This window comes from Halomonas sp. BC2 (assembly GCF_002078115.1).
Taxonomy (GTDB): domain Bacteria; phylum Pseudomonadota; class Gammaproteobacteria; order Pseudomonadales; family Halomonadaceae; genus Vreelandella; species Vreelandella stevensii.
On the sequence record NZ_LFGT01000005.1, the window covers coordinates 224507 to 236237 of the forward strand.

The 11731-nt window shown below is 60.2% G+C and carries 10 protein-coding genes and 5 tRNA genes; 7 read left to right on the plus strand and 8 right to left on the minus strand.

Going from position 1 to position 11731, the window contains the following annotated elements:
* Nucleotides 1–250: 250 nt before the first annotated feature.
* Nucleotides 251–1942: an L-lactate permease gene (locus B7L71_RS04535; protein ID WP_081136272.1), complete on the plus strand. Its 1692-nt coding sequence runs from the start codon at nt 251–253 to the stop codon at nt 1940–1942.
* 75 nt (nt 1943–2017) lie between these two features.
* Here B7L71_RS04535 and B7L71_RS04540 read toward each other — a convergent pair whose 3' ends face one another.
* A complete protein-coding gene (locus B7L71_RS04540) occupies nt 2018–2542 on the minus strand; it encodes a gamma carbonic anhydrase family protein (protein ID WP_016916196.1) in 525 nt (174 codons plus the stop codon).
* A gap of 45 nt (nt 2543–2587) precedes the next feature.
* The gene (gene glcC, locus B7L71_RS04545) at nt 2588–3367 is read right to left on the minus strand and encodes a transcriptional regulator GlcC (RefSeq protein ID WP_081136273.1); all 780 of its coding nucleotides are present in this window, start codon (nt 3365–3367) and stop codon (nt 2588–2590) included.
* A gap of 212 nt (nt 3368–3579) precedes the next feature.
* Here glcC and glcD point away from each other — a divergent pair, with 212 nt between their 5' ends.
* The 4 genes from glcD to B7L71_RS04565 all read left to right on the plus strand — a co-directional run bounded on the left by glcD (nt 3580) and on the right by B7L71_RS04565 (nt 7924).
* Nucleotides 3580–5079, plus strand: coding sequence for a glycolate oxidase subunit GlcD (gene glcD, locus B7L71_RS04550; protein WP_081136275.1), 1500 nt, complete (start codon nt 3580–3582; stop codon nt 5077–5079).
* A gap of 17 nt (nt 5080–5096) precedes the next feature.
* Entirely contained in the window at nt 5097–6194 is a 1098-nt protein-coding gene (gene glcE, locus B7L71_RS04555; RefSeq protein WP_081136276.1) for a glycolate oxidase subunit GlcE, read from the plus strand.
* A gap of 14 nt (nt 6195–6208) precedes the next feature.
* The gene (glcF, locus tag B7L71_RS04560) at nt 6209–7441 is read left to right on the plus strand and encodes a glycolate oxidase subunit GlcF (protein ID WP_081136278.1); all 1233 of its coding nucleotides are present in this window, start codon (nt 6209–6211) and stop codon (nt 7439–7441) included.
* A gap of 81 nt (nt 7442–7522) precedes the next feature.
* Complete coding sequence (locus B7L71_RS04565) at nt 7523–7924, plus strand: heme-binding protein (protein WP_081136279.1); 402 nt, start codon at nt 7523–7525, stop codon at nt 7922–7924.
* A gap of 167 nt (nt 7925–8091) precedes the next feature.
* On the opposite strand, the gene B7L71_RS04570 is transcribed toward B7L71_RS04565, so the two are convergent.
* The 6 genes from B7L71_RS04570 to B7L71_RS04595 all read right to left on the minus strand — a co-directional run bounded on the left by B7L71_RS04570 (nt 8092) and on the right by B7L71_RS04595 (nt 9358).
* Nucleotides 8092–8168: transfer RNA gene (locus B7L71_RS04570), tRNA-Asp, on the minus strand.
* Nucleotides 8169–8239: 71 nt separating this feature from the next.
* Nucleotides 8240–8315 (minus strand) — tRNA-Val (locus B7L71_RS04575).
* Nucleotides 8316–8362: 47 nt separating this feature from the next.
* Nucleotides 8363–8439, minus strand: a tRNA-Asp gene (locus tag B7L71_RS04580).
* A 36-nt stretch (nt 8440–8475) separates the two neighbouring features.
* A tRNA-Asp gene (locus tag B7L71_RS04585) sits at nt 8476–8552 on the minus strand.
* Nucleotides 8553–8597: 45 nt separating this feature from the next.
* Nucleotides 8598–8673: transfer RNA gene (locus tag B7L71_RS04590), tRNA-Val, on the minus strand.
* 70 nt (nt 8674–8743) lie between these two features.
* Complete coding sequence (locus B7L71_RS04595) at nt 8744–9358, minus strand: alpha/beta fold hydrolase (protein ID WP_332868028.1); 615 nt, start codon at nt 9356–9358, stop codon at nt 8744–8746.
* A gap of 318 nt (nt 9359–9676) precedes the next feature.
* On the opposite strand from B7L71_RS04595, the gene ccoN reads away from it, so the two are divergent.
* Nucleotides 9677–11101 (plus strand): cytochrome-c oxidase, cbb3-type subunit I, encoded by a 1425-nt coding sequence (gene ccoN / locus B7L71_RS04600; protein WP_081136282.1) that lies wholly within the window; start codon nt 9677–9679, stop codon nt 11099–11101.
* 19 nt (nt 11102–11120) lie between these two features.
* Complete coding sequence (gene ccoO, locus B7L71_RS04605) at nt 11121–11729, plus strand: cytochrome-c oxidase, cbb3-type subunit II (protein ID WP_016916188.1); 609 nt, start codon at nt 11121–11123, stop codon at nt 11727–11729.
* Nucleotides 11730–11731 lie beyond the last annotated feature (2 nt).

Below are 11731 nucleotides of genomic sequence, written 5' to 3' on the forward strand. Positions count from 1 at the left end.
TTAGTCTAATAACAATATCGTCACGGGGCTTTCTAAAAGCATTAAAAAAGCAATGAATAACAACTACTTGATACTAAAAAAATGCCATGAACCAGGATAAAAAAAACCCTCTTCACTGGTAAGACCAATTTTCCAACATAGTCATTCCGGGCGCCTGACCGTATCTTTCACGCTGTCCCAACTATCATTGAAAATGATGCGTTGGCTTTCGCGGAGCATACCAAATCAATAACAAGGGGCCGTTCCTCCCATGAATGAAAATATATTAGCTCTTCTGGCATTTCTGCCGCTGTTGCTGGCAGGGATATTGCTCATAGGCTTTAAAATCCCCGCCAAGATAGCGATGCCGATCGTTTTCTTCACCGCCGCCATTATCGGCCTGACCGCATGGGACATGTCGTTCAGCCGTGTCGCGGCATCCACCGTTCAAGGGTTGATCCAGACCGCTGGCCTGCTGTGGATCATCTTTGGCGCCATCCTGCTGCTGAACACCCTCAAGCACTCCGGTGGCATCACGGCCATTCGTAACGGCTTTTCAGGCATCAGCCCGGACCGTCGTGTGCAGGCGCTGATCGTCGCGTGGCTGTTTGGCTGCTTTATCGAAGGTGCTTCAGGCTTTGGTACTCCTGCCGCCGTGGCTGCACCGCTGATGGTCGCCCTGGGCTTCCCGGCGCTGGCAGCCGTCGTGGTAGGCATGATGATTCAGTCGACCCCGGTATCGTTTGGCGCAGTGGGCACCCCGATTGTAGTGGGCGTAGGCAGCGGCCTGGACCGTGCCGGTATCACGGCGCAGCTGGAAGCCAACGGCTCCACCTGGGAAGCCTTCTTCCAACAGGTCACCAGCACCACGGCGATCACTCACGGCATCGTGGGTATCCTCATGCCGTTGATTCTAGTGCTGATCATGGTGCGCTTCTTTGGCGCCAACCGCTCCTGGAAAGAGGGGCTGTCCATTGCTCCGTTCGCCATTTTCACGGGCATCGCGTTCGTCGTACCTTACATGCTGGTAGGCGTCTTCCTGGGGCCAGAGTTCCCCTCGATGATCGGTGCCATGGTCGGTCTGGCCATTGTCGTACCCGCCACGCGTAAAGGGTTCCTGCTGCCGAAAGACACCTGGGATTTCCCGGAAGCCACCTCCTGGCCGGACGAGTGGATCGGCAATCTGCAGATCAAGCTGGATGACGTGGTAGGCAAGACGCCGATTTCGACGCTCAAAGGCTGGATCCCCTATGTACTGCTGGCGATCTTCCTGGTGGCCTCCCGTACCGTCGAGCCCCTGCGTGTGGCACTGACTTCCGTGAACCTGAACTGGACCAACATTTTCGGTGAAACCGGCGTCAGCGGCGGCCTCCAGCCGCTCTACCTGCCGGGCGGCATCATTCTAGCCGTGGTGTTCGTGACCTACTTCCTGCACAAGATGAATCCGCGTCAGATGAGCGCTGCGGTTTCAGAGTCCACCAAGACCATTTTTGGTGCGGGTTTCGTACTCATCTTCACCGTGCCGATGGTGCGCATCCTGATCAACTCGGGCGTCAATGGCGCAGACCTGGTCTCCATGCCCGTCATGATGGCCCAGGCCGTCGCCAACGGCGTGGGTGGTGTCTATCCCTTCTTTGCTCCCGCCGTGGGCGCCATGGGCGCTTTCATCGCCGGTTCCAATACGATTTCCAACCTGATGCTGGCCGAGTTCCAGTTCAGCATTGCGCAAACCCTGGGACTCTCAACCGCCGCCATGGTCGCACTTCAGGCGGTGGGTGCTGCAGCGGGTAACATGATCGCCATTCACAACGTGGTCGCTGCCTCGGCAACCGTTGGCCTGCTGGGTCGCGAAGGCACCACGATTCGTAAAACGATCATTCCGACCATCTACTACCTGATATTCGCCGGCATCATCGCGCTGGTCGCGTTCTACGTGCTGGGTATCACTGACCCGCTGATGTAACCTCAGTTGGGCTCAGACCACCTCGCCCACCCCCAGGCCACGCCTGGGGGTGGGCGTTTTCAGTTTCAGTCAGACTCAATCGATGCGCTTGAGCGAGTCAGCGTGTTGCTGGCCTCGTATCACATAGCTTTGTGCATTCAGCTTCAGCGCTTCCACCGCCTCTGCCGACAGCTCCCTGACCACTTTGGCAGGTGAGCCGACAATCAGCGAGTTTGGCGGAAAGACCGCCCCTTCCTTAATGAAGGCCCCTGCGCCTACCAGGCTGTTCTCACCAATCACGGCGCCGTTGAGCACGACCGCCTGAATGCCGATCAAGCAGCCATCCCCCACGGTACAGCCATGCAGCATCGCCTGGTGCCCGACGGTCACCCCTTTTCCCACCTTCAGCGGGTAGCCGGGGTCCGCGTGCAGTACGGCGCCATCCTGAATGTTGCTCTCTTCACCGATTTCCAGATGATCGCTGTCGCCGCGCAGTACCGCCTGATACCACACGCTGGCGCGTGCCTTCAGGGTAACCTGACCGATGACGTCCGCCGTGTCGGCAATGTATACGTCTTCATGAATAGCGGGCCGATGCTCGCCAAATTGATAGATGGCCACGTAACGCTCCTTTTGTTGATTATTCGCTCATGAAGAGTGTCACGATTACTGCCACTGTTCCAGACGCATGGCGGAGCGCTCCAGGCGATCGTGCTCCGCCTCCAGCTCTCTCAGCAGTTCACTGATGCTGGTGAGGTGCTCCAGCGCAATCTGCCGCGCCTGCTCGGCGTGGCCGCTGACCACCGAGTCATGCAGGCGTGCGTGCTGCTGATTGATCATCTCTCTGGGGCCAGGCCGGTGGTAGAGGTGCTTGACCGACGCAAAGACCGAGCTGAGCAGCAGATCGGTCAGCCCCTGCAGCGTATGCACCAGTACGGGGTTGTGGGAGGCCTGGGAGATGGCCAGATGAAACGCGTGGTCCAGTCGCGCCAACTGCTCGACTTCCAGGGTATCCGTCTGGGCAGCGTATTCGGCCATGTCACGATAGCGGCGTGTGATCAGCACGCGGTCCATGGACGTGCCACGCCGAGCCGCCAGATAGGCCGACTCGCCTTCCAGCAGCGCGCGCACTTCCAGCAGGTCGAACAGCGTCCGTGGATGGTCACGAAACAGATGCATCAGCGGGCTCTGGTGTTGGCTCGGCAACAGAGATGCCACGGTGGAACCATGGCCCTGGCGAGTGTTGATGATGCCCTTGCTGCGCAAGATCCTCAGCCCCTCACGCAGGGAGGCACGAGAAACACCCAGACGCTCACATAGCCGCCGCTCGGAAGGCAGCAGTTGCCCCGGTCGAAAGACTCCCTCGAGAATCAGCTCTTCCAGCCTGGCCGCCACGTGCTCGGGCGTGCGTTTGCCCGCGGCGATGTCGTCGTTGTTGAGTACCACTTGCCCTCCTCTCTGCTTGAGCCACAATGCCTCCTGGCGGTAAGACCAAGTAGCTGCCTGGGGTGAGTATGCCATGAACCTTGCGACTATCGACCAATTACTGGTCAGACCACTGCACCACAGGCTGGACAGGCGCCTGAAAAAAGCTCAGATTGGCGTCAAGCGGCGGCAACCTGCTGCTCTGTTCAACGATAAAAATGAAGGATGTCGCGATGAATATCCTGTTCGACGAGCGCCTCGATGGCGAGCTCGTCCACCGTGATAAAGCCGAGGTGCTCAGCGACCTGCAAAGCGCTGTGCCTACCTTGACCCTGCTGCACCGCGAAGAAGACCTGCGCCCATTCGAATGCGATGGCCTGGCGGCTTATCGGGTGCTGCCCATGCTGGTCGCCCTGCCGGAAACGCTGGCCCAAGTGGAAGGCCTACTCAAGCGCTGTCACGCCCTGGGCGTACCGGTGGTGACCCGCGGCGCTGGCACCGGGCTTTCCGGCGGAGCACTGCCCCTCGAACAAGGCGTGCTGCTGGTCATGTCGCGCTTCAATCAGATCATCAGCGTCGACCCCGATGCCCGTCTGGCCAGGGTACAGCCCGGCGTTCGCAACCTGGCGATTTCCGAGGCGGCGGCACCCTATGGCCTGTATTACGCGCCCGACCCGTCTTCCCAGATTGCCTGCTCCATTGGCGGTAACGTCGCCGAAAATGCCGGTGGCGTGCACTGCCTCAAGTATGGCCTGACCGTGCATAACGTGCTGCGCGTGGACGTACTGACCATCGAAGGCGAGCACATGACGCTGGGCTCCGAAGCGCTGGATGCACCCGGCTTTGATCTGCTCGCGCTGATGAATGGCTCCGAAGGCATGCTGGGGGTGGTCACGGAGATTACCGTCAAGCTGTTGCCCAAGCCGGAAACCGCCAAGGTTCTCATGGCCAGCTTCGACGATATCGAAAAGGCAGGCCGCGCAGTGGGTGACATCATTGCCGCAGGGATCATTCCCGGCGGCCTGGAAATGATGGACAAGCTCGCCATTCAGGCCGCAGAAGACTTCATCAAGGCGGGCTATCCAGTGGATGCCGCAGCCATTCTGCTCTGCGAGTTGGACGGCGTCGAAGCAGACGTGAACGACGACTGTGAGACCGTGCGCCGCGTACTGGAAGCGGCCGGAGCCACCCATATTCAACAGGCCCGGGACGCAGCCGAGCGCGCCAAATTCTGGGCCGGGCGCAAGAACGCCTTCCCGGCGGTAGGCCGCATGTCACCGGACTACTACTGCATGGATGGCACCATTCCCCGCCGCGAGCTGCCCCGGGTACTCAAGGGCATTGCCGCGCTTTCCGAGGAGAGTGGCCTGGCCGTGGCCAACGTGTTTCACGCGGGCGATGGCAATATGCACCCGCTGATTCTGTTCGATGCCAACAAAGAGGGTGAGCTGGCCCTGGCGGAAGACGTTGGCGGCAAGATCCTGGAGCTGTGCGTTGCCGCAGGAGGCTCGATTACCGGCGAGCACGGCGTGGGGCGCGAGAAGATCAATCAGATGTGCAGCCAGTTTCAGCCCGACGAACTGACGGTCTTTCATGCTCTGAAAGCGGCCTTCGACCCGCAACGGCTACTCAACCCGGGGAAGAACATTCCGACCCTGGCGCGCTGCGCCGAATTTGGCGCCATGCATGTACATAACAACGAGTTACCGCATCCGGAGCTGCCACGCTTCTGATGCCACAAGGACCGACCATGACCGAACTAGCGATACACGCTGACCAGGATATCGCCGCTGAACTGTGCGAACAGGTGCGCAGCGCCTACGCCGAGCGCACCCCGCTACGCATCGTGGCGGGAAACACTCGGGCTTTCTATGGCCGCCCGGTAGAAGGCGTGGAGCTCAATGTCGCGGCCCATCGCGGCATCGTCTCCTACGACCCCGTGGAGCTGGTGGTGACCGTGCGGGCCGGCACACGGCTTGACGCGCTGAACGCAGCACTTGCCGAGAAGCATCAGATGCTGCCTTTCGAGCCACCGATCTTTGGCGAAGCCAGCACCATTGGCGGTGCGGTCGCCACTGGCATGTCCGGCCCCCGTCGCCCCTGGGCCGGGGCTGCCAGGGATTTCGTGCTGGGCACGCGGGTGATCACTCAGGAAGGCAAACTGCTGCGCTTTGGCGGCGAAGTCATGAAGAACGTGGCGGGCTACGATCTCTCCCGCATGATGACCGGCGCCCAGGGCACGCTCGGCGTACTGGCCGATATCTCTTTCAAGGTGCTGCCGATTCCCACCGCCAGCCATAGCTTGCGCCTTTCCATGGGTCTGGAAGACGCCCTGGCGAAGCTCTCCGAGCTGGGCCGCCAGCCGCTGCCGATCACCGCCGCAGCCTGGCACGCGGGCGAGCTGTTCATCCGCCTGGAAGGCGGCGAAAGCTCGGTCAAGGCGACCAGGGAGCGGCTGGGCGGCGACGCCCTCTCGGCAGACTTCTGGCAGCAGCTACGCGACCTGCAGCACGCCTTTTTCAACCTGGCCGAGGGCCAAGCTCTGTGGCGCCTGTCGCTACCCCCCCATACACCGCCGTTGGCACTGGCCGTCGATGAAAGCGATATCTTCTACGACTGGGGCGGCAGCCAGCGCTGGGTGAAAACCCCACTGCCCGCGCAAACCCTGCGCGATGCCTGCCAGCAGGCAGGCGGCCACGCCACCTGCTACACCCCGCATCATCAGGGCGGTGCGGAGTCACCGTTCACGCCACTGAATTCAGTCGTGGAAAAGTATCATCGCAACCTGAAGGCCGAACTGGATGCCCACGGCATTTTCAATCCTGGTCGTCTTTATGCGGCATTTTAATCAGGAGAGCTGACATGCAGACGCACTTTACCGATGCCGACCGCCAGAAACCGCATATTCAGGAAGCCGAGCGCATTCTGCGCACCTGCGTACACTGCGGCTTTTGTAACGCCACCTGCCCCACTTACCAGCTGCTGGGCGATGAGCGAGACGGGCCACGCGGGCGTATCTACCTGATGAAAGAGCTGCTGGAGAGCCGCGATGACGATGACCAAGTCACCGAAGAGACTCGCCTGCACCTCGACCGCTGCCTGACCTGCCGCAACTGTGAAACCACCTGCCCCTCGGGCGTCGAGTATCACAAGCTGCTGGATATAGGACGTGCCGAGATCGAGCGCCGCGTGCCCCGCTCAGCCGCCGAACGCGCCCAACGCTACGCCCTGCGTAAAATGCTGGTGGACCCCAAGCGCTTCAAGGCGCTGCTGAGTCTGGGGCAAACCTTCAAACCGCTGGTGCCTGGCAAGCTGCGCAGCAAAATGCCGCCCGCTCCGGTGGATGCAGGTCAACGCCCCGACAGCCAGCGCCATACGCGCAAGGTATTGATCCTGGAAGGCTGTGTGCAGCCTGGTCTCTCGCCCAACACCAATGCGGCGACGGCTCGCTTGCTCGACCGCCTGGGCATCAGCGTCACACCGATCAGCGAAGCGGGCTGCTGCGGTGCCATCGATTTCCACCTCAATGCACAGGAAGCCGGTCGCCAGCGCATGCGCGCCAATATCGACGCTTGGTGGCCTCACATCGAGCAAGGGGCCGAAGCCATCGTGCAAACCGCCAGCGGCTGCGGCGCCTTCGTCAAAGAGTATGCCGACATGCTCAAGGACGACCCTGCCTACGCGGCAAAGGCCCAGCGCGTCAGCGCACTGGCCAGGGATATCGTCGAGATTCTGCGCGACGAGCCTTTGGAGGCCCTGCAGCTCAAGGAGCATCAGCGTCTGGCATTCCACTGCCCCTGTACGTTGCAGCATGCCCAGAAGCTCAACGGCGCGGTGGAAAGCGTGCTGGGCAAACTCGGCTTTACGCTGGCTCCAGTCAAGGATGCCCACCTGTGCTGCGGTTCGGCAGGCACCTACTCGGTGACGCAGCCGGAGCTCGCCACCCAGCTGCGCGACAACAAACTCAATGCTCTGGAAGCAGGCAACCCCGAAGTGATCGTGACCGCCAATATCGGCTGTCAGACGCATCTGGCCAGTGCCAATCGCACGCCAGTCCGCCACTGGGTAGAAGTCGTCGACGCTGCCCTGGTATAACCTCGATACTCGCGGCCCCTGGCATCACGCCTTGCCCGTCAGGCGCCGCGCCTCACCCCCCATGATAAGAAGGATACTTTGATGCAAACCAAAGCCGTTCTGGGCCAAGCCGACGTTATTCAAGTACTGGACGCCGCACAGCAAGAAGCCGACAACAACAGCTGGCCAGTGACCATTGCCGTCACCGACGATGGCGGCCACCTGCTGGCCCTGCGCCGTCTGGATGGCGCTGCCCCGTTCAGCGCCGAAGTAGCGACCCAAAAAGCGCGCAGCGCGGCATTGGGCCGTAAGGAGACGCAAGTCTTCGAGGAGATGATCAACGGGGGTCGTACGGCGTTTGTCTCGGCACCGCTGCAGGGGCTGCTGTCCGGCGGCGTACCGATCATCGTGGATGGCCAGGTCGTGGGTGCCGTCGGCATTTCTGGCGTCAAGCCGGACCAGGACGTCCAGATCGCCAAAGCCGGTGTCAGCGCTATCGCCTGACCACTGAGCACCGCATGACGCCGTGACAAACGGCGTCATGCGCGCCTGAACATAGGCATCTGGAAATAGAAACGACAAAAAAGCCCGGATCAAGGATCCGGGCTTTTGGAATGTGTTCGGTTTTATCGACGTGCTTGCATGCACATGAATAACCGATAAGTGCTTAATGGCGGACCGGACGAGACTCGAACTCGCGACCTCCGGCGTGACAGGCCGGCATTCTAACCGACTGAACTACCGGTCCACGTTAAGGCACTTCAAGGCCAGTGCAAGGGCGTTGTCAAAGCGGTTCAGTCGCTATGCACGCTGCTTGAATGGTGGGTGGTACTGGGTTCGAACCAGTGACCCCCAGCTTGTAAGGCTGGTGCTCTCCCAACTGAGCTAACCACCCGATCATTGATAGCCGTTGGCTGATCAATCGACTACTTCAAGTTATCGTGGCGGACCGGACGAGACTCGAACTCGCGACCTCCGGCGTGACAGGCCGGCATTCTAACCGACTGAACTACCGGTCCGAATTACGATAACAGGTTTGCAGCATTGAGCGATGATGGCGGACCGGACGAGACTCGAACTCGCGACCTCCGGCGTGACAGGCCGGCATTCTAACCGACTGAACTACCGGTCCACAAATGCATCACTTGCTGCTTACGTTTCCAGGGCACCATGTCAATGGTGGGTGGTACTGGGTTCGAACCAGTGACCCCCAGCTTGTAAGGCTGGTGCTCTCCCAACTGAGCTAACCACCCGCTGGTCACGTGGCGCTGCATTCTACAGAAGCCTGTTCAAATGTCAACACAAGACGTTTAAATTTTGCATTTAAACCAGTGTGCTGCACGTATCACCGACTTCCACTCCCTGAGCGCGGACGAAGGATGCCGCAATCCGGGCCGCCTCGTCAATCAAAACCTTTTGTTCGAGGCCGGATAATTTGCGTGGTGTGAAATCATGGTCCCCCTCGGCCAGCCATTCGACCCGTACACTAGCGGGCAGAGAGTAGCTTTCCACCTCCGTACGGGTGCCAAAAGGATCTCGCTCCCCCTGAATGACCAGCATTGGACAGCTCAACGACGCAAAGTGCTCTGTACGCAGCATGTCCGTTTTTTTCGGCGGATGAAACGGGTACCCCACGGCAATCACGCCCGGGCACGGCTGCTCACTGGCAAACAACGACGCCAGGCGTCCGCCCATGGACTTGCCGCCCACCCACAAAGGAAGCGGATTCAGCGGCGCGATTAGAGAATACCAACGAGTGACACAGGCCACGCTTTTCAGCACGGGCGGTGGCGGGCGGCGCTTGCCCTGCTCGTTCATTTGCTGCATGTAGGGCAGATCGATGGCCCATACCTGCACCTCATTCTGCGCCAGCGTCGCGGCAAATTGACGCATGAAGTCGGATAAGTGCCCGGCGCCAGCGCCGTGCATCAGCAGCACACGGCCCTGCCTCGGCAGGCCAGAAACGCTCACTGGCCCATAACCTTCCACGTTAAAGCGCTGAACAGCGGGGCTGGCAACCTTTTCCGATAATGCCTCTGGGGTCAGGCATTCGAACCCCAAACCAGCGTAGTGAGACAACGGCAACTCCTGTTAATTCAGCGTTACATCCATTGGCGTGTTCAGCTTATGCCTCGGCTGCGCTAGAATCTAGACCGGATCTTGACCTGCATCATCAAGCGGGTGGCCGCACCCGGGCAAAATGCGCATGCACACTGCTACGGGTTACCCCCTAACCGCATTCGATGGGAACATGAAATGAGCACAGCACTGGAACACCCGACCTACAATTACAAGGTAGTTCGGCAGTTCGCGATCATGACCGTTGTGTGGGGCATCGTAGGCATGACGATTGGCGTCATCCTCGCCGCACAGCTGGTTTGGCCGCAACTGAACCTCGGCTTACCTTGGACTAGCTTCGGGCGTCTTCGTCCGTTACACACTAACGCCGTCATCTTTGCCTTCGGTGGCTCGGCGCTGTTCGCGACGTCCTATTACGTCGTTCAGCGTACCTGTCAGACGCGACTGTTCTCTGACAAGCTCGCCGCGTTCACCTTCTGGGGTTGGCAGGCGGTGATTCTTTCCGCCGTGGTGACTCTGCCACTGGGTTACACCACCACGAAAGAGTACGCTGAGCTGGAATGGCCGATCAATATTCTGATTGCCGTTGTCTGGATCAGCTATGCCATCGTGTTCCTGATGACGGTCAAGAAGCGCTCCACGTCACATATTTATGTGGCCAACTGGTTCTTTGCTGCGTTCATCCTGACCGTTGCCGTGCTGCACATCGTCAATAACGCCGCCATTCCCGTCACCATGATGTACTCCACCTCGATCTATGCGGGCGCCGTGGACGCCATGGTGCAGTGGTGGTACGGCCACAACGCGGTGGGCTTCTTCCTGACGGCAGGCTTTTTGGGCATGATGTACTACTTCGTGCCGAAACAGGCCGAGCGTCCAATCTACTCCTACCGTCTGTCCATCGTTCACTTCTGGTCGCTGATCATGATCTACATGTGGGCAGGGCCACACCACCTTCACTATACGGCCCTGCCCAACTGGGCGCAGTCGCTGGGCATGATCATGTCGATCATCCTGCTGGCTCCCTCCTGGGGCGGCATGATCAACGGCATGATGACCCTATCGGGCGCCTGGCATAAGCTGCGCACCGACCCGACCCTGCGCTTTCTGGTCGTGGCCCTGTCGTTCTACGGCATGTCGACCTTCGAAGGCCCGATGATGGCCATCAAGACCGTCAACGCGCTGTCTCACTACACCGACTGGACCATCGGCCACGTGCACTCCGGGGCGCTGGGCTGGGTAGCGATGATCACCATTGGCTCCATGTACCACCTGATCCCGCGGGTCTTCGGTCGCACCGAAATGTACTCCACCAGCCTGATCGCCGTGCACTTCTGGCTGGCCACCATCGGTACCGTACTGTACATCGCCGCCATGTGGGTCAACGGCATCATGCAGGGCTTGATGTGGCGCGCCATCAACGCCGACGGCACGCTGATGTACACCTTCGTTGAGTCTGTCGAGGCCAGCGGGCCAGGCTACTTCGTTCGCCTGATAGGCGGCCTGTTCTGGATCGTCGGCATGCTGATCATGGCATTCAACGTGTACATGACCGTCAAGCGTCGTGAAGCCATCAGCTACTCGGCACCACAAGCCGCTTAAACCGGGGAAGTTCAGACCAATGAAACATGAGATTGTCGAAAAGAACGTTGGCCTACTCGCCGTCTTGATCCTGGTTGCGATCAGCTTTGGCGGCCTGGCCGAAGTCGTGCCACTGTTCTTTCAAAAGGATACGACGGAGCCCGTGGAAGGGCTGCGCCCGCTTAGCGCTCTGGAGCTGGAAGGTCGAGACATCTACCGCCGCGAAGGCTGCGTGGGCTGCCACTCACAGATGATTCGCCCGTTCCGCGCCGAAACCGAGCGCTACGGTCACTACAACGTGGCCGGTGAGCAGGTGTACGAGCACAACTTCTTGTGGGGGTCCAAGCGTACGGGGCCAGACCTGGCGCGCGTAGGCGGCCGCTACAGCGATGACTGGCACCGCGCCCATATGTACAACCCACGCGATGTCGTGCCCGAGTCCATCATGCCGGCTTACCCCTGGCTGTTCGAGCGCACCCTGGATGGCGAAGCAACGCCGCGCAAGATGCGCGTGCTGCGTCAGCTGGGCGTTCCCTACACCGATGAAGATATCGCCAACGCTACCGCCGAAGTACGCGGCCAGCAGGAAATCACTGCACTGGTGGCCTATCTACAACAGCTAGGAACCGTGCTCGAGGGCACTCGTTAAGT

Coding starts and splice junctions, on each gene's coding strand:
- glcE (WP_081136276.1), top strand. CDS start 5,097: ATGACCGAACTAGCGATACACGCTGACCAGGATATCGCCGCTGAACTG.
- glcD (WP_081136275.1), top strand. CDS start 3,580: ATGAATATCCTGTTCGACGAGCGCCTCGATGGCGAGCTCGTCCACCGT.
- B7L71_RS04565 (WP_081136279.1), top strand. CDS start 7,523: ATGCAAACCAAAGCCGTTCTGGGCCAAGCCGACGTTATTCAAGTACTG.
- glcF (WP_081136278.1), top strand. CDS start 6,209: ATGCAGACGCACTTTACCGATGCCGACCGCCAGAAACCGCATATTCAG.
- ccoO (WP_016916188.1), top strand. CDS start 11,121: ATGAAACATGAGATTGTCGAAAAGAACGTTGGCCTACTCGCCGTCTTG.
- B7L71_RS04535 (WP_081136272.1), top strand. CDS start 251: ATGAATGAAAATATATTAGCTCTTCTGGCATTTCTGCCGCTGTTGCTG.
- ccoN (WP_081136282.1), top strand. CDS start 9,677: ATGAGCACAGCACTGGAACACCCGACCTACAATTACAAGGTAGTTCGG.